The sequence below is a fragment of the Hydrogenophaga sp. genome, assembly GCF_050250835.1.
GTDB lineage: Bacteria > Pseudomonadota > Gammaproteobacteria > Burkholderiales > Burkholderiaceae_C > Hydrogenophaga.
Genome location: NZ_JBFWNX010000014.1, coordinates 19,960 through 37,906, shown reverse-complemented (window position 1 = coordinate 37,906; position 17,947 = coordinate 19,960). Strand labels below are relative to the sequence as shown.

The following is a 17,947-nucleotide window of genomic DNA, read 5'->3' as shown; positions in this document are numbered from 1 at the left end:
TCGGGGCTATGGCCGCCATTGGCAAAACTTCGTTGAACGATCGACCGGCAGAACCTAGACTGCCAGATCACCCGCCACACCACAACAACCTGCAATGGAGAGCACCATGTCCAACGAAGCCCAATGCCCCTTCTCAGGCGGCATTCCCAGGAACACCATCGCCAGCGCCCCCAGCAATGCAAGCTGGTGGCCCAACCAGCTCAATGTGAAGCTGCTCAACCAGCATTCCCCGCTGTGCGACCCCATGGGCGATGAATTCAATTACGCCCAGGCGTTCAAGAGCCTGGACCTGGACGCCGTGATCAAGGACCTGCACGCATTGATGACCGATTCGCAGGACTGGTGGCCGGCCGACTACGGACACTACGGCCCCTTCTTCATTCGCATGGCCTGGCACAGCGCCGGCACCTACCGCATTGCCGACGGGCGCGGCGGCGCCGGTTCGGGCACGCAGCGCTTCGCCCCACTCAACAGCTGGCCGGACAATGGCAACCTGGACAAGGCGCGCCGCCTGCTGTGGCCGATCAAGCAGAAGTACGGCCGAAAGATTTCCTGGGCCGACCTGATGATCCTGGCGGGCAACGTCGCCCTGGACTCCATGGGTTTCAAGACCTTCGGCTTTGCCGGCGGCCGCCCCGACGTGTGGGAACCGGAAGAAATCTACTGGGGTCCCGAGGCCGAGTGGCTGGGCGACAAGCGCTACAGCGGCGAGCGCGACCTCGAGAACCCGCTGGGCGCCGTGCAGATGGGCCTGATCTATGTGAACCCCGAAGGCCCCAATGGCCAGCCAGACCCGGTGGCTTCGGCGCGCGACATCCGAGAAACCTTCGCCCGCATGGCCATGGACGACGAGGAAACCGTGGCGCTGGTGGCCGGCGGTCACACCTTCGGCAAGTGCCATGGTGCGGGCGACCCGGGCCAGTACATGGGTCCGGAACCCGAAGCCGCCACGCTGGAAGAACAGGGCCTGGGCTGGGCCAACAGTTTCGGCGCCGGACATGGCGCGAACACCATCACCAGCGGCATCGAGGGCGCATGGACGCCGACCCCCACCCAGTGGGACATGAGCTATTTCGACACCCTGTTCGGCCATGAATGGGAACTCGCCAAGAGCCCCGCCGGAGCGCACCAGTGGAAGCCCAGGGACCCGGCCGCGGCCACGCTTGTGCCCGATGCGCACGACCCGTCGAAGCGCCACGCACCCATGATGACCACCGCCGACCTGGCCCTGCGCATGGACCCGGCCTATGAAAAGATCTCGAGGCACTTCCATCAGAATCCGCAGGCATTTGCCGACGCCTTCGCCCGCGCCTGGTACAAGCTCACGCACCGCGACATGGGGCCGCGCTCGCGCTACCTTGGCCCGCTGGTGCCCCAGGAAGAACTGCTCTGGCAAGACCCGGTGCCGGCGGTGGACCACCCGCTGGTCAACGACGCCGATGTGGCCGCGCTCAAGGCACAGGTGCTGGCCAGCGACCTGTCCATCAGCCAGTTGGTTCGCACGGCCTGGGCTTCGGCTTCCACCTTCCGGGGCTCCGACAAGCGCGGCGGCGCCAACGGTGCCCGCATCCGCCTGGCGCCTCAGAAGGACTGGGCCGTGAACCAGCCGGCCGAGCTGGCCAAGGTGCTGCAAAAGCTGGAAGCCATCCAGAAGGCTTTCAATGGTGCGTCATCGGGCGGCAAGAAGATTTCGCTGGCCGACCTGATCGTGCTGGCGGGCGGTGCCGCCGTGGAAGCGGCCGCGAAGAAGGCCGGACACAGCGTGACCGTGCCCTTCTCGCCCGGCCGCACGGACGCCTCGCAAGCGCAGACCGACGTGGAAGCCTTCGCTGTACTGGAGCCCGCCACAGACGGCTTCCGCAATTTCGCAACCCGAGGACTGGAAAGCGCGGCGGCAGAGCGCTTGCTGGACAAGGCCAACCTGCTCACGCTGACTGCGCCGGAGATGACGGTGCTCATCGGTGGTCTGCGCGCCCTCCATGCGAACGCTGGCCAGACCGCGCATGGCGTGTTCACCACGCGGCCCGAAACGCTCAGCAACGACTTCTTCGTGAACCTGCTGGACATGCGCACGAAGTGGCAGAAGTCCGCCACCGAACCCGGCGTGCTGGAGGGGCGTGATCGCACCAGCGGAGCGCTCAAGTGGACGGGCACGGTGGTCGACCTGGTGTTCGGATCGAACTCGCAGCTGCGCGCCCTCGCCGAGGTCTACGCGGCCAGCGATGCGCAGGCGGATTTCGTGCGCGACTTCGTGGCCGCCTGGACCAAGGTCATGAACCTGGACCGCTTCGACCTCGCCTGATGTTCAGGGGACCGGCGAGGCGACCGTGAAGTAAAACGCCGCGCCCTGACCCACCACACCCTCACCGCGCACCTGCCCTCCGTGCCGCTCGATGACGCGGTAAACCGTGGCCAGGCCGACACCGGTGCCTTCGAACTCCTGCTGGCGGTGCAGCCGCTTGAAGGGTTCGAAGAGCTGGGCTGCATAGGCCATGTCGAAGCCGGCGCCGTTGTCGCGCACACAGAACTCCTGTGATCCGTCTTCGGCGCGGCCTGCACCGCGCGTGAATTCGATGCGCGCCTGCGCCGCCTGGTTGGTGTACTTCCAGGCATTGCCCAGCAGGTTCTCCAGCACCACGCGCATCAGGCCCGGGTCTGCGGTGGCCTGCAAGCCGGCTTCAATGTGCCAGGCCACGGTGCGGCCCGCGTCGCTGCGCGCCAGTTCATCGGCCACGGTGCGCGCCATCGCGCTCAGATCCACCCGCTCGCGGTGCAGTTCAGCGCGGCTGATCTGGGCCAGCGCGAGCAGATCGGAAGTGAGGCGGCCCATGCGGTGCACCGCAGCGATGATCCGGCGCAGGTGACCGCGGCCCTGCGGGCTGAGTTGGTCGCCATCTTCTTCTTCGATGATGCGGGCAAAGCCGTCGATGGTGCGCAGCGGCGTTCGCAGATCGTGCGAGACGCTGTAGGCGAAGGCTTCGAGTTCGCGGTTGACCATGGAGAGCTCGCGCGTGCGGTCGGCCACACGCAATTCCAGTTCTTCATTGAGCTTGCGCAAGGCTTCCTCGGCCCGATGCACTTCCGTGATGTCCTGCAAGGTGCCCACGCTGCGTGTGGCTCGCTCGCCCTCGAACTGGGTGAAGCCGGCCTCGCGCACGTGCTTCACACGGCCGTCGCGCATCTGAAGACGGTGCACCACGTCGTAGGGCTTTCGGACTTCCACCGACGTCCTGTACGTGTGGTTGATGAAGGCGCGGTCATCCGGATGCACCGCATGGATGAAGTTCTGGTACGAGGGTTCTTGCGCAGCGGGGTCCACTTCGAGGATGCGGAAAACCTCGTCGGACCAGGTGACGCGGTTGTCATGCAGGTCCAGCTGCCAGCTCCCCAGCCGCGCGAGCTTCTGGGCTTCCTTGAGCCGCGCTTCGCTTTCCTTCAGCGCCACCTGGGATCGTTCGGCGCGAAGCAGCAGCCAGACGATGAGGCCACCGCAGAGCAGAAGCAGCAGGGCCAGCACACCGGTGATGACTCTGCTGCTGGCCAGGCCCGCCTCTACCGGCTCCAGCACCGACGCCTTCTCCAGCCCGATGGCGACGACCAGCCCGTGGTCCGGCAGGCGGCGCCAGCCGTAGGTGCGCGGCGTGCCGTCCAGCACGCCCTCCACATGGAAGATGCCACCCTGTTCGGTGCTCCCGGGCGCGAGGAAAGGCCGGTCGGCCGGCACGCTCTGTCCCATGGCGCTGGCGTTGTCGCGGCTGCGCGCCATGAAGGTGCCGTCGACGTGGATGAGTGCGACCACATCCCTGGGCGAGAGTTGCAAGGCCGCGAGCCGGCGCGAGATGAAATCCGAGGACACCAGGAACTGCACCGTGCCCTCGAAGCGCCCGTTGCGCAGCACGGGCCGGCTGATCACGAACGCCCATTCATTGACCACGCGCGAGTACACCGGCCGGCCAATGAGCAGGCGGTCCGTGTTGGACCTCTGCTGGGCCTGGAAGTGTTCGCGATCGCCCACGTAAATGCGCTCCGGGACGCCTCTGCTGTTGTAGGCCATGTAGCCTTGCGCGTCGGTCACCGAGACGTGGGTCACGAAGCCCACCGGCAGAGCGGCCAGCATCGCCTGCGCCTCCGCATCAAATTGCGCAGGGTCGCGCGCCCATTCGCGGCGCAGGCCGGTGAGCTCCAGATCGAGCACGCTGATGAGGGCGCCCACCTGGTTGGCCATGGCGTCGGCCAGTTGCAGGCTGCGCTGGTCCGCCTGCGAGAGCACCTGCTGGCGCAACAGGTTGCGCGAGCGTTCCGACTGCCACCAGAGAAAGCTGGCCGAGAGCAGCGTGAGCAGCGCCACAAGCGCGAGCAGCAGCCGGGTTCGCCTTCTCATGCCGGACCTTTCTCGATGGATCGGCTGTCCAGTCTATGTGCAGACACCGGACACAGGAAGGGGGGATGGCGTCAGGAGACCAGCAGACTTCGCAGCAACTCGCTCAGACCGTCCCAGACGATCTGAACGCCCAGGCACAGCAGGATGAAAGCGGAAAGGCGCAGGAAGATCACGGTACCCGCCTCGCCCAGCGGGCGCAGCAAACGCTGGGCGTACCGGAAGGCCAGGTACAGCACGACGCCAACGACCAGCACCGCCAGCACGCCACCACCCAGGCGCGCCAACGAGAGGGCCAGGCGTTGGTCGTGAAGGGCGACGCCCACGGTGATGGCTGCCGCGATCGAGCCGGGACCGCAACTGATGGGAAAGGTGAGCGGGTAGAAGGCCTGGCGCCGCGCCTGCTCGGGCGTGAAGGCCTCGGCCAGCGCCGTGCGCCGGTCGTCGCTGGCATGGCTGGTGTTGAGCAGGCGCCAGGCGGCCGACGCCACGATGAGGCCACCACCCACCCGCACGATGGGCAGCGAGATGCCGAAGAAGTCAAGCACATAGCTGCCCACCAGCATGGAGCCCACCATGAGAAAAACCATGTTGCGGGCGATACGGCGCGCCAGCAGCGCGCGGGTGGACGGCGAGGCGCCTTCGGTGAGACCGAGAAAGATGGGCGCCGTGGCCGCGGGGTTCAGGATCGGCAACAACGCGGCGAACACGAACAGGAAGCTCTTGCCCAGCGCGAGCAGCAGTTCGAACGTCATGGCGCAGGCGGCGGCTCCACCAGGCTGCGCATGCGGCGGCGCAGCTCGCGCTCGCGGCGGCGGTCCTCGGCGTGGTCGTCGCGCACGCCGCGCCACAGGGCGACCGCCATGAGCACGATCACCACCGTGAACGGCAACGCAAACACGATGGTGGCGGTCTGCACAGCTTTGAGCCCACCGGCCAGCAGCAGACTGATGGCAATGCCCGAGATCAGCACGCCCCAGACGATCTTCACGCGGGCGGTCGGATTCTCGCTCCCGCCTGAACTCATCATGCCCAGCACCAGGGTGGCGGAATCGCCGGACGTGACGAAGAACAGCATGACAAGAATGGTGGCGATGCCGGACATGAGACCGGCCATCGGCAGGGCGTCAAAAAGGGAGAACAGCGCGGTGGACACATCGGCACCGACGGCATCTGCCATGGGCAGGCCCTGCATGATCTGCAGGTGAAGCGCGGTGCCGCCGAACACGGAGAACCAGACGAATGCGGCCAGCGTGGGCGCGAGCATGGTGCCCAGCACGAATTCGCGGATGGTGCGGCCGCGCGAGACGCGTGCGATGAACAGACCCACGAACGGCGACCAGCTCACCCACCAGGCCCAGTAGAAGATGGTCCAGCCGCTCACCCAGCCGCTGTCGCGGAAAGGCGTCATGCGCAGGCTCATGCGCACGAACTCACTCACGTAGCTGCCCAGCGTGGTGGTGAAGGTGTCGATGATGGCCACCGTGGGCCCAAACGCAAATACCGCCAGTGCCAGCAGCGAAGCCAGGGCCAGGTTGATGTTGGAGAGCCACTTGATGCCTCTGGTCACGCCGGTGACGGCCGACGCCAGGAACAGCACCGTGGTGACCACGATGATGCCGACCTGCGACGCATCGCCCACCGGCAGGCCGAACAGCGCGTTCAGGCCGCTGTTGATCTGCAGGGCACCCATGCCCAGCGAGGCAGCCACGCCAAAGGCGGTGGCAATGACGGCCAGCACGTTGACCACAGGCCCCAGACGCTTCATGGGCGCCCAGGGCAGGCTTTGCACCGAGGTGCTCACCAGCGCGGAGCCGCCCTTGCGGAACTGGAAGAACGCAATCGCCAGCGCCACCACGCTGTAGACCGCCCATGGGTGCAGGCCCCAGTGAAAGAAGCTGTATCGCATGGCGGCGTTGGCGGCCTCGGGCGTGTTGGGCGCAATGCCGGGCGGCGGCGCACCGTAATGAGAAATGGGCTCGGCCACACCCCAGAACACCAGGCCAATGCCCATGCCGGCGGCAAACAGCATGGAGAACCAGGAGCCCAGGGAGAACTCGGGCTCGTCGTCCTCGCCGCCGAGCCGCAGGTCGCCATAGCGACTGAACGCGAGCACCAGTGCGAACACCACGAGGCCGAGCACCACCCAAAGATAGAACCAGCCGAAATCGCGCGTGGTGGCGGCCAGTGCGGTGTCGAACACCGAGGCCAGGGAATCCGGGGCAAGAACACCCCAGATGACGATGGCCAGGATGAGGCTGGCCGAGACGATGAGTTGCATGAGATGACTCCTCCAGGAGAATGGGTGACCTGGCCCGAGCGCCGTCTTTGGAAGACGGTCGATGCGCCCGGCCCTGATCGGGCGCGGGTGGCTGCGGTGGCACTGATTCGATGGTGAGGGAAACGACGGCGGCGGTGGCCCGATGTGTCAGGTGTACCCGCACTGGCGCGGGTCTGGCAGCAAGGGCCGGCACCGCCAGCGCCTTGAAGGAGCGCCAGCCGTGCCGTCGATGAGGGCCTGCATTATCGCCCATGTCCGTTGCATGGAGAGGTCCAATCTGCCCGGGATGCTCAGGCCCGCAGGCCTGATCCATCCGCGCCGTCTACAGGCGGTGGAAGATTCCTGTGGGCCGCCACCATGCGGCTGGCCTCGGCCTGCAAGGTGTCGACGGCAGCGTCAAGCACGGCGCGCTCGGTCGCACTCAATGTGGAAACAATCTCGCGATTGATGGCGGCCACGCGCGGGTAGATCTCGCCATACAGTCGCCGACCTTCTTCGGTGAGGAAAACATGCACCTCCCGCCGGTCCGACGGGCGAGGCTGTCGCGAGACGAGTTTCTTGGCCGCCAGCGAAGTCAGCGTGCGCGAGGTGCGAGCGCGGTCCAGCATGGCGTGCTCGGCGAGCTGGGACGACAGCGCCCCTTCGCGCTCGGCCAGAAAAGAAAGAATGCGCCACTCGCGCCGTGTGATGCCGTAGTCGGTCTCGCACATGTGCACCACCAGTCGACCCGCCGTGACGTGGATGCGGTAGAGGCGGTAGAGCAGCAGGTCGGCCTGATGGCGCGGTGCGGCCAGGCGGTCGTGTGGGCTTGCATCCGACATCGGTCAGGTCCTAGGGAAAACACCCGCATTGATTGATTTCTGCAATTGATTGTGCGTGCATAGCATGGTGAGCCACACCGGGAAACCCCGAGCCCTCAAGGAGACTTCATGACAACACGCCGACTGTGGATCAAAGCGACCGCCGCCATGGCCGCCACCGCCGCCCTACCCATTCGCGCGCAGGCGCCGGATGGCCCCCTGCGCATCGTGGTGCCGTACGCACCGGGTGGCTCCACCGACCGCGTGGCGCGGCTGGTGGCCGACAAGCTCGGCCCCAGGCTGGGCACCACGGTGGTGGTGGAGAACCGCACGGGTGCTGGTGGGCGCCTGGCAGCGCAGCAGTTGCGCGGCGCACCAGCCAGCCAGAACGTGCTGCTGATGGCCAACCCCGCCTTGATGGTGGTGGCGCCGCTCGTGTTCAAGGACACGGGCTACGACCCCGACAAGGACTTCCAGGCGGTGTCGCAGGCGAACGCCTACGAATTCGGCGTGGCCGTGGGGGCTGGCGTACCGGTGCGCGAGCTCAATCATCTGCTGGCCTGGCTGCGTGCCAACCCGGAGCAGGCCAACTTCGGCGTTCCCGCCACGGGCAGCCTGCCGCATTTCTTCGGCCTCATGGTGGGCGAGAAGGCCGGCGTGAAGGCGCAGGTGATTGGCTACCGGGGTTCAGGCCCGCTGCTCTCCGACCTCATGGGTGGCCAGGTACCGGTGGCGTTCGACACCTTCGACACGCTGCTGCCCCAGCACGAGGCGGGCAAGATCCGCATCCTCGCGGTGTCGAGCGCGAAACGCTCACCCTTCGCACCCGCGATTCCCACCTTCGTCGAAACAGGCCTGAACCTCAGCGCCGACGGCTGGAACACCTTCTTCGCACCGGCCAGCACCCCGGCAGCCCGTGTGGAGCAACTGGGCCTGGCCATCCGCGATGTGATGCAGGACCCGCAGACCGTACAACGCTTCAACGAAGCCCGCATGCGCCCGGTGGCCAGCACCCCGGCACAGACCCGCGCATCCATTGCGGCGTACCGCGCGCAATGGGCGCCGGTGGTGCAAAAGTCGGGCTACCAGCCCTGAGCCTTCTTTCTTTCTTTCGTTCCTTCTTTCCCGACCTCCCTCCCATGAAGATCTCTGCGCTCCATATCGTCCTCGCCCTGTTCGCCACCACTGCCGTTCCCCTGGCCGCTGCTCAGGACACGTACCCGTCCAAGCCGGTGCGCTTCGTCAACAACTTCCCCGCCGGCGGCCCCTCGGATCTGCTGACCCGCTCGGTGGCGGCCGTGTTGCAAGAGACGATGAAGCAACCCTTCGTGGTCGAGAACAAAGCCGGAGCCAGCGGCAACATCGGCGCGGCCGACGTGGCCAAGAGCGCGCCCGACGGCTACACCGTGCTATTCGGCATCGACACCACCTTCACCGTGAATCCACACCTGTATCCGAACATGCCGTTCAAACGCACCGACCTCAAGCCGGTGGTGGTGATGGCGTCTTCGGGCCTGCTGATGGGCGTGAACCCGGGCACCGGCATCAAGAACCTGGCGGGCATGGTGGAGGCGGCGAAGGGCAAAGGGCTCAACTTCAGCTCCGCTGGCAGCGGCAGCCCGGGCCACCTCGCGGTGGAGGTGATCAAGGAAGCCACCCAGGCCAAGATCACGCACGTGCCATACCGGGGCAACACGCCCGCCGTCACCGCCGTGCTCTCTGGCGAGGTGGACGGCGGCGTGCTGGCCACGCCAGGCATGCTGCCCCATGTGCAGACGGGGAAGATCACCGCACTGGCCGTGACCAGCCGACAGCGCTCGCGCCTGGCGCCCGAACTGCCCACCGTGGCCGAAGCCGGCCTCAAGAGCCTGGAGCAGGAGGTGCTCTACATCGTGATGGTGCCCACAGCGACGCCGGAGGCGACCGTGCAGACCTTGCAGAAAGGCATCGTCGACGCGCTCAAGCGGCCCGACGTGCAGACCCGCATGAGCAATCTGGATCTGTTCTTTGAAGGTCTCGCCGGCACGGCGGCCAGCCAGCGCATGGACGCGCTCTACAACCGCTACGGTCCGATCGTGAAGGCCACGGGCATGAAGGTGGAGTGAGCTTGTCCATGTCGAACCCACGCCCCAACATCATCTACATCGTCTGCGACGACCTTGGCTACGCAGACCTCGGCTGCTACGGCGGGCGCGAGGCGGACTTCGGCGCGGTTTCGCCGAACATCGACCGCCTGGCCGCCGGTGGCATGAAGTTCACCCAGGGATATTCCAACTCACCCGTGTGTTCGCCCACGCGCTTTGCGCTCATCACCATGCGCTACCAGTACCGGCTGCGCGGCGCCATGGAAGAGCCGATCAACAGCCGCAGCAAGGGCAGCACCACGCTGGGCCTGCCGCCCGAAGTGCCCACGCTGCCCTCGCTGCTGAAGAGGGCGGGTTACCACACCGCGCTCATTGGCAAATGGCACCTGGGCTACCCGCCCTCGTTCGGGCCACGGCGCTCGGGGTACGACGAGTTCTTTGGCATCATGGCCGGCGGCGTGGACTACTTCACCCACTGTTCGTCCAGCGGCGAGCACGACCTCTACATCGACGAAGACGAGCACCACGAGGTGGGCTACCTCACCGACGTGCTTTCACAGCGAGCGGTGGACCATGTGCGCCAGCGCGCAGCCGATGCGAAAGCGGGCCAACCCTTTCTGCTCAGCCTGCACTACACCGCACCGCACTGGCCCTGGGAAACGCGCGACGACGCGCATGTGGCGCCCGAGGTGGCGAAGAACCTGTTTCACCTGCACGGCGGGGACATCCACACCTACCGCCGCATGATCCACCACATGGACGAAGGCATCGGCCAGCTCATGGCTGCGCTGCGCGAAGAAGGGCTGGAAGAAAACACGCTGATCGTCTTCACCAGCGACAACGGCGGCGAGCGCTTCTCCGACAGCTGGCCCCTGGTGGGCGGCAAGATGGACCTGACCGAAGGGGGCATCCGCGTGCCATGGATCGCGCACTGGCCCGCCGCCATCCCGGCCGGCACGGTGAGCACGCAGCACTGCATGACGATGGACTGGTCGACCACATTGCTCGATGCCGGTGGCGGCCACGCCGACCCGGACTGGCCGCTGGACGGCGTGAGCCTGCTCCCCGTGCTGCGCGATCCGGCCCAGCGCTTCGAACGTGCGCTGTACTGGCGCATGAACCACCGGGGTCAGCGGGCGCTGCGCGAGGGCGACTGGAAGTACCTGCAGGTGGACGGCCACGAGTACCTGTTCAACATTGCCAGGGACGAGCGCGAACGCGCCAACCTGGCCGCCCGCGAACCCGAGCGGCTGGAGCGCATGCGCGCGCAGTGGCTGGCGTGGAACGACAGCGTGCCGCCGATTCCCGCGGACGCCACCGTGAGCCTGGGCTACTCGGTCAAAGACATGCCGAGCAGATAGGCACCCCCGCGCCGCTGCGCGGCTTCCCGCTCTCTCGCGTCCCTTTCACCGGCCCAAGTACGATCAGGGCATGTCGCGCCTGAAACGCCTGTTCCCGTTCCTCTCGTGGCCTCGCCCCGATGCGACACTGCTGCGCGGCGAAGCCATGGCCGGGCTTACCGTCGGTCTGATGGTGATTCCGCAGGGCGTGGCCTATGCCGCGCTGGCTGGCATGCCCCTCATCACCGGCATCTACGCTTCATTGCTGCCGGCGCTCATCGCGGTGCTGTTCAGCGCCTCGCCCCGGCTCTCGGTCGGCCCCACCGCGCTCACATGCCTGCTGGTGAGCGCCTCGCTCACCGGGCTGGCCGAGCCGGGCAGCGCCCAGTGGATCGCGCTGGCGGTGTGGCTGGCACTGCTCACCGGCCTGTTGCAGATCGTGCTGGGCTTCGCACGGTTTGGCTGGCTGCTCAACCTGGTGAACTCGCCCGTGCTCATGGCGTTCACGCAGGCCGCAGCGGTGCTGATCATCGCGTCGCAGCTGCCTGCGTTGCTGGGTTTCCCGGGCTGGGATGTGCTGTTCTCGCAGCCCCAGGCGCACTGGCCTGCCATGGCCTTCGGCGTGGTGAGTTTCGCGATGCTGGTGCTGGCACGCCGGCTGAGTCCGGGCTTTCCCACCGTGCTCACCGTGGTGGTGGGCAGCGCCGCCATCAGCTATGCCGCGGGCTTCGAAGCGCGAGGCGGCGCGGTCATCGGCACGTTGCCGCAGGGGCTGCCCGTGCCGTACCTGCCGGCCTGGCCAGGCTGGTCCACGCTGGGCCAACTCATCGTGCCCACCCTGGTGATCACGCTCGTGAGCTTTCTGGAGACGGCCTCCAGCGCGAAGGTCGACAACGGGCAGCGCGGCCAGCGTTGGGACCAGGATCAGGACCTGATCGGCCAGGGCCTGGCCAAGCTGGCCTCGGGCTTCAGCGGCGCCTTTCCCACCAGCTCCTCGTTCTCGCGCTCGGCACTGAATCTGTATGCCGGCGCCCGGACCGGGTGGGCCACGGTGTTTTCCGTGACGGTGGTGCTGCTCGCCTTGCTGCTGCTCACGCCGGTGTTGCACCACGTCCCCCTGGCGGTGCTGGCGGCCATCGTGCTGGTGGCGGTGATGGGCCTGATCAAGCCGCGCTCCTTCACGCATCTGTGGAAGCTCTCGCGCGTCGAAGCGGTGATTGCGGCCATCACCTTCGCGGTCACGGTACTGGCCGCGCCGCGCCTGTACTGGGGCGTGATCGCCGGTGTGCTCATGGCGCTCTCGCACTTTCTCTACCTGCGCCTTCACCCTCGCATCATCGAAGTGGGCCTGCACGCCGACGGCAGCCTGCGCGACCGCCACCTCTGGAAACTGCCACCACTGGCTCCGCACCTGTACGCGCTGCGCATGGACGCGGCGCTGGACTTCGCCACCGCCGCCGGCTTCGAGCGCGCGGTGGCCGAACACGTGACCGCGCACCCGGACACGCGTCACGTGATGCTGATCGCCCATCCCATCAACTGGATCGACGCCACCGGCGCAGAGGCCTTCGGGCGCCTGCGCGAGCAGCTCGACGACCAACGCATTGAACTGCACCTCGTCGGCATCAAGCTGCCGGTGGAAAAGGTGCTGCAGCTCGCCGGCCACCTGGGCGAGAGCCCTCGGCTGCACCTGTACCGCACCGAGGCCGAGGCACTGCGGGCCACCGATGCGCTGGCCGCCCAGGAATCCGCGCCCATTTCCCCCTGAAAGGCATCCCATGGAGCTGCCCAGCCACCAACTCAGCATGACGGTGCTGATGACACCGGACACCGCCAACTTCTCCGGCAAGGTGCACGGCGGCACCATCCTCAAGCTGCTCGACCAGGTGGCCTATGCCTGCGCCAGCCGCTACGCTGCCGCCTATGTGGTTACGCTCAGCGTGGACCAGGTGATGTTCCGCCAGCCAATCCACGTGGGCGAGCTGGTGACGTTTCTGGCCTCGGTCAACCACACCGGCACCTCGTCGATGGAAGTGGGCATCAAGGTCATCGCGGAGCACATCCGCACACAGGCCAGGCGCCACGTCAACAGCTGCTTCTTCACCATGGTGGCGGTGGACGCGCAGGGCAAGCCCACGCCGGTGCCGCCATTGAAGCCTGCCACGCCCGACGAACACCGGCGTCATGCCGCAGCCGAGTTGCGCCGGGCCATGCGCCAGGACATGGAACAACGCTACTCCGCCATCCGCTGAGCCAGAAGGAACCTTCGATGAGCTTCACCCGCCGATCTGCCGTGATGACGCTGAGCGCGGCGTTCTTGCTCGCGGGCTGCACCCGGGACGATCCGAAAGCTTCGCTCGAAGCGGCGGTGCAGCAGTTGCAGGACCACATCGAGGCCAGGAAGACCGGCGCAGTGATGGACATGCTGCACTCGCGCTTTCGCGCGCAGGCCGAGCTCGACCGCGAATGGGCGCAGCGCACCATGACGCTGCTGTTCCTGCGCTACCCCAGCGTGAAGGTGGTCGGCGTGACGCGCCGCAGCCAGGTGGACCCCGCCACGCCCTTGTCGGGACAGACCGAGGCGCAGGTGTTGCTGTCGGGTGCTCAGGGATTGATTCCCGAGCGCGTGGCGCCCTACACCGTCACATTGCGCTGGCGGCGCGAGGGCGACGCATGGAAACTGCTCGACCTCGAGTGGCAGTGACTCAGGCCGCCACCGGGCGGCGGTGCAACAGCAGCTGGGCCACGGCGGCACACAGCGCGAAGCCCAGCATGATCCAGCCCAGGTTGACCGCGCCATCGTGCGGCACCAGCCCCACGGCATAGCCGCTGAACGCGCCCAGCACCTGTTGCGCCAGGCCAGCCACGGCAGCGGCCGAACCCGCCAGTGCTGGCAGCAGGCCCACGGTGCCCACCAGCGCGGCCGGCACCAGCAGGCCATGACCCAGGCCGAGCAACATCAGCGGCAGCGAAAACGCCAGCGGCGTGTCCACGCCCGCCAGCCCCAGCACCAGCATGAGCGAGAGCCCGCTGACGGTGGAGGCCTGTCCCAGGCGCATCATGGTGCGGGTGCCGGCGCGGTGCGCCATGTGGGTGATGAGGTAGTTGCCCACGATATAAGACAGCGGCACGCACATGATGTAGTAACCGATGCGGTCTGGCCCCACGCCGTAGCTGCCCAGCACGATGGGCGCGCCCGCCAGGAAGGCATAGAACGTGGCGGTGGTCATGGCCAGAATGGTCACGTACAGCAAAAAGGCTGGCTCGCGCGCCAGCCGCGCGTAGGCCGCCAGCATGGCGCCCAGCCAGTGCGCTTGCGCGCTGGTGGTGGGCGCGTGACCGGGCAGGCCGCGCCAGGCCGCCACCCACAGCAGCCCGGCGAGCACGGCCATGAGCACGAAGTTCGCCTGCCATCCGAGCTGCACATGCAACTGTCCGCCGACGATGGTGGCCAGCGGCGGGCTCAGCCCCATGGCCATACCGACGTAGGCCATGACGCGCGTGCGCTCGGGGCCCTCGAAGAGGTCCTGCACCATCGCTCGCCCCACCACCATGCCCGCGGCGCTGCCCGCGCCTTGCAGCAGCCGGGCCGCCATGAGCTGCGTGAGATCGGCGGCCAGCGCGCCCAGCACCGAACCCAGGCCCGTCAGCGCCAGGCCGAACAGCAGGACCCTCTTGCGCCCCAGCCGGTCCGACAGCGGGCCGTAAATCAACTGGAAGCCTCCGTAGGCCGCCACGTACACGCTGAAGGTGAGCTGCACCGCCGCTTGGCTGGAGCCGAACTGCGCGCCCCACTCCTGCATGGAAGGAATGCAGATCGTCATGGCCACCAGACCAAAGGCGAGCTGGGCCAGCAGGTTGGCAACGAGGGCGCCGTGCGATGCACGGGGGAGCGCGGTGGAAGTGGTCATGGGCAGACAGCGATTCTGGCAGACGTGTGCAGACGCCCTGGTCACCTTGCGTGGCCTCAAAGCATTCGCTGGGAGCCGCTGGAGTGCAACTTATGAACCAGCGGCCCGCATAGCCGGCACGGCGATAAGCTGGCCGACCCATGCAGACCGAATGGTTGACCGACTTCCTGACGCTGTCGCAGACCCGCAGCTTCAGCCGCGCCGCCCAGTTGCGCCACATCACGCAGCCCGCGTTCTCGCGCCGCATCCGTGCACTGGAAAACTGGGCAGAAGCCACCCTGGTCGAGCGCGGCCGCCAGCCGCTGCTGTTCACCCCGGCCGGGCAGGAGCTGCTCAAGAAGATCCCCGAGCTCACTGAAGCCTTGCGGCGCACACACGCCTTGCTCGCAGCCCGTGCGCCGTCGCACCGCGGCACACTGGCATTCGCCGCATCGCCCTCCCTCGCCAGTGGCTTCTTTCCTGCGTGGATCACCAGCCTGGCGAGTGCTCTGGAGGGCGCGGGCACGCGCCTGACCGTGCTGGAGCCCTGCGCAGGGCTCCAGCACCTGCTCGACGGCGGCTGCGACCTGCTTCTCGCGCACGCGGGCAACGACCTGCCCGGGGCCCGTGAAGCCGACGACTGCGAATTTCTCTCGCTTGACCATGAACGGTTGCTGCCATGCTCCCGCCCACAGGCCTGCGGAGCACCCACCCACGCCCTGTCCCGCCATTCAAGCCAGCCCCAGGCCTACCTGGCCCACGCAACCGACACCGCGCTGGCGCGCGCCATCGAGTCGGCGCTGAGGCGGCAGCCGCAGGCTGCGCAGCTGCAACGGGTGTTCGAATCCGACTCGCTCGAAACGCTCAAGGCCATGGCGCTGGCCGGCGCGGGTATCGCCATCCTTCCTGAACAGTACATGCGCGCCGAGCTCGACCAAGGTCTGCTCGTGCAGGCGGGCGATGACCTCGACATGGTGCTTGAAGTCCGGCTGCTGCGCCGGCGTCCTGCACCGGGGTCGGTGCAGGAGACAGCGGCGCACCGGTTCTGGAACCACCTGCACGCCGGGCCGGGCGGCCAGTTCAACGCTGTCGCGGCCAATGGTGCGGCAGCGGGCCTGCGGCGCACCCGCCCGGAAATGGCCGAAGTCAGCTGAGAGACTACCGCGGCATCGAGCACAGGGCCAGGGCCGCCCTGAGGTATTTCCCCTACTAGGCCCCGGCGACGATAGGCCCTAGAGTATCGAGCAGGGGTGAAAGGTACCTGAAACAGCCATAAAAACACAGGGTCGTTTCTGGTCAAAGGAGACGCGCCACATGCCCACCGGCACCCGCAACGCATGGTCGAGCCTCACCCTTGAAGCCGACAGACCATCCGCTCCTGTTCGCGAGCGGGGTGCCATGGAACTGGAGCTGACGTACCTGGAAAACGACCAGGCCATGGCGCTCTCCCGGGGGGTGGTCGTTCCCCACCTGCTGGTGCTGGTCGCGTTTCTCTGGCTCATGTTGCCATACGCACCGCCTTGGGCCAGCGTGCTGTGGACTCTCGGCTTTGCGCTTTTTCTGGCCGTGCGTGTGCAGATGAACGCGCAATACGCCCGGCGCAGTGTGGCCGAGCGCAAAGCCCATGCCCCGCACTGGCGCCGTGTCGCGGTGGCCAACGCCTTCGTCTTTGGCAGTCTGTTGGGCACCGCCGCGCTCTTCACCTTTCCCGACTCTCCGCTCGAGGTCCGGTTGCTCTGGACCCTGATCCTGACCCTGGTGGTGGCGGCCGCGCCCCGCCTGGTCATTTTTCCCCAGTTCGTCGCGCTGGCTTCTCCACCCCTGGCGTTGCTCTGCGTGGCGTGGCTGAACTGGGGCGACGAACCGGGTTCCACGATGGCCGCCGCGCTCGTCATGCTGGCGGTGCCTTTTCTCCTCCTGGCCAGGCACTTTGCCCGCGACCAGCGAAATACGTTCGAGTTGCACATCCGCCATGAGCAGCTCACCGCCGACCTGGCCCGCCAGAACGCCGCGATGGAGCTGATGGCGCGGAAAAAAAATCTGCTGCTGGCCACCGCCAGTCACGATCTGCGCCAGCCCGTGCACGCACTGGGTTTGCTCATGGAGGCTGTCAAGCAAAGCAAAGATGCCAAGACCTTGCGACGCCGCCACGACTTGGCGACATCGAACGTCGCCGTGATCTCCGACATGTTGACCAACCTCCTGGACTTCGCGCGCATGGAAGACGACGCGCTTCCCGTGAAGATGCAGCCCACCTCCTTGCAGGGCATCCTGGACGAAGTGGCCCGGATGTACGAACCCGTTGCACGTCAGAAGGCATTGCGCCTGCGGGTCCATCCACTGAAGAGTCCGGTCCAAGCCCACTCAGACCCCTACCTGCTGCGCCGGCTGCTGTTCAACCTCGTGTCCAACGCCATCAAGTACACCCACAACGGAGATATCGACATTCAGGTGGAGCAAGCTGACCAGGAGATCACCGTCCACGTCAAGGACACCGGTGTCGGCATCGCGCCAGATCGACTGGAGGCCCTGTTTCGAGACGATGCAACGGGTGACACAGAATCTCTGCCCCCTGATCGGGGCCATGGTCTGGGTCTTGGCATCGTCCGCCGCAGCGCCGATCTGATGGGCCATCGGGTCTCCGTGCGCTCCCGCCTGGGCCAGGGCAGTTGCTTCTCCGTTCACCTGGGGCAGGAATCCGTCCCCATTCGAGCGTCTGGCGCCTCTCCCCCTTTCTCTCAGCAACATCAGGTTGTCGCCCTCGTCGACGACGACGCAGCCAGCCTGGAAGGCATGGTGGAGATGTTGCGACTCTGGGGCTATGTCCCCGTGGCGGCCGCATCAGCCAGTCAGGTCCAGCGCATGCTCAACGCGCTGGAGCTGCAACCACAGCTGATCGTGGTGGACCTTCACCTGGGCCAGGAAGCCGATGGTTTCGAGGCGATCTCGGCATTTCGAAACCTGCCAGGCGCTTCGCAACTGCCCGCCATCATGATCACGGGCGACCTCGGCCACGACCCTCAGCGGCGATGCAAGGCCGAGCGCATCCGGCTGGAATACAAGCCCCTGCGACCCGCTCGCCTGCGCGAAATGCTGGGTGAAACCATGCTGGCCTCGCAAGCAGCTCATCCGCTCGCTACAAACAGCCAGCGCGAGCCGCCAGTCATTTAGAGA

At 66.8% G+C, this 17,947-nt stretch carries 14 protein-coding genes; 9 read left to right on the top strand and 5 right to left on the bottom strand.

Translation table 11 applies throughout. From position 1 onward, the window contains the following. Window positions 1–106 precede the first annotated feature (106 nt). Window positions 107–2,302 (top strand): catalase/peroxidase HPI, encoded by a 2,196-nt coding sequence (katG, locus tag AB7F11_RS16480; RefSeq protein WP_428290338.1) that lies wholly within the window; start codon window positions 107–109, stop codon window positions 2,300–2,302. 3 nt (window positions 2,303–2,305) lie between these two features. On the opposite strand, the gene AB7F11_RS16475 is transcribed toward katG, so the two are convergent. From AB7F11_RS16475 to AB7F11_RS16460, 4 genes are all read right to left on the bottom strand, one after another. Then, window positions 2,306–4,381, bottom strand: coding sequence for an ATP-binding protein (locus AB7F11_RS16475; protein ID WP_428290339.1), 2,076 nt, complete (start codon window positions 4,379–4,381; stop codon window positions 2,306–2,308). Between the two features lie 71 nt (window positions 4,382–4,452). Then, a complete protein-coding gene (locus tag AB7F11_RS16470; RefSeq protein ID WP_428290340.1) occupies window positions 4,453–5,133 on the bottom strand; it encodes a MarC family protein in 681 nt (226 codons plus the stop codon). Then, complete coding sequence (locus AB7F11_RS16465) at window positions 5,130–6,659, bottom strand: BCCT family transporter (protein ID WP_428290341.1); 1,530 nt, start codon at window positions 6,657–6,659, stop codon at window positions 5,130–5,132. The genes AB7F11_RS16470 and AB7F11_RS16465 overlap by 4 nt, the downstream gene beginning before the upstream one ends. A gap of 290 nt (window positions 6,660–6,949) precedes the next feature. Continuing rightward, window positions 6,950–7,480 carry a MarR family winged helix-turn-helix transcriptional regulator gene (locus tag AB7F11_RS16460; protein WP_428290342.1) on the bottom strand — a complete coding sequence of 177 codons (531 nt, stop codon included), beginning with the start codon at window positions 7,478–7,480 and terminating at the stop codon, window positions 6,950–6,952. 108 nt (window positions 7,481–7,588) lie between these two features. Between AB7F11_RS16460 and AB7F11_RS16455 the strand changes: the two genes are divergently transcribed. The 6 genes from AB7F11_RS16455 to AB7F11_RS16430 all read left to right on the top strand — a co-directional run bounded on the left by AB7F11_RS16455 (window position 7,589) and on the right by AB7F11_RS16430 (window position 13,587). Next, window positions 7,589–8,554, top strand: a complete 966-nt coding sequence (locus AB7F11_RS16455; protein WP_428290343.1) for a Bug family tripartite tricarboxylate transporter substrate binding protein — start codon at window positions 7,589–7,591, stop codon at window positions 8,552–8,554. 44 nt (window positions 8,555–8,598) lie between these two features. Further along, window positions 8,599–9,564, top strand: coding sequence for a Bug family tripartite tricarboxylate transporter substrate binding protein (locus AB7F11_RS16450; RefSeq protein ID WP_428290344.1), 966 nt, complete (start codon window positions 8,599–8,601; stop codon window positions 9,562–9,564). 8 nt (window positions 9,565–9,572) lie between these two features. Next, window positions 9,573–10,904 carry a sulfatase family protein gene (locus tag AB7F11_RS16445; RefSeq protein ID WP_428300157.1) on the top strand — a complete coding sequence of 444 codons (1,332 nt, stop codon included), beginning with the start codon at window positions 9,573–9,575 and terminating at the stop codon, window positions 10,902–10,904. A 70-nt stretch (window positions 10,905–10,974) separates the two neighbouring features. Continuing rightward, window positions 10,975–12,651, top strand: coding sequence for a SulP family inorganic anion transporter (locus tag AB7F11_RS16440; RefSeq protein WP_428291004.1), 1,677 nt, complete (start codon window positions 10,975–10,977; stop codon window positions 12,649–12,651). Between the two features lie 10 nt (window positions 12,652–12,661). Continuing rightward, complete coding sequence (locus AB7F11_RS16435) at window positions 12,662–13,135, top strand: acyl-CoA thioesterase (RefSeq protein WP_428291003.1); 474 nt, start codon at window positions 12,662–12,664, stop codon at window positions 13,133–13,135. A 17-nt stretch (window positions 13,136–13,152) separates the two neighbouring features. Further along, window positions 13,153–13,587 carry a hypothetical protein gene (locus AB7F11_RS16430; protein ID WP_428291002.1) on the top strand — a complete coding sequence of 145 codons (435 nt, stop codon included), beginning with the start codon at window positions 13,153–13,155 and terminating at the stop codon, window positions 13,585–13,587. 1 nt (window position 13,588) lies between these two features. Here AB7F11_RS16430 and AB7F11_RS16425 read toward each other — a convergent pair whose 3' ends face one another. Beyond that, the gene (locus AB7F11_RS16425; RefSeq protein WP_428291001.1) at window positions 13,589–14,794 is read right to left on the bottom strand and encodes a Bcr/CflA family efflux MFS transporter; all 1,206 of its coding nucleotides are present in this window, start codon (window positions 14,792–14,794) and stop codon (window positions 13,589–13,591) included. A gap of 140 nt (window positions 14,795–14,934) precedes the next feature. On the opposite strand from AB7F11_RS16425, the gene AB7F11_RS16420 reads away from it, so the two are divergent. Beyond that, a complete protein-coding gene (locus AB7F11_RS16420; RefSeq protein ID WP_428291000.1) occupies window positions 14,935–15,927 on the top strand; it encodes a LysR family transcriptional regulator in 993 nt (330 codons plus the stop codon). Between the two features lie 160 nt (window positions 15,928–16,087). Beyond that, the gene (locus AB7F11_RS16415) at window positions 16,088–17,944 is read left to right on the top strand and encodes an ATP-binding protein (protein WP_428290999.1); all 1,857 of its coding nucleotides are present in this window, start codon (window positions 16,088–16,090) and stop codon (window positions 17,942–17,944) included. Window positions 17,945–17,947 lie beyond the last annotated feature (3 nt).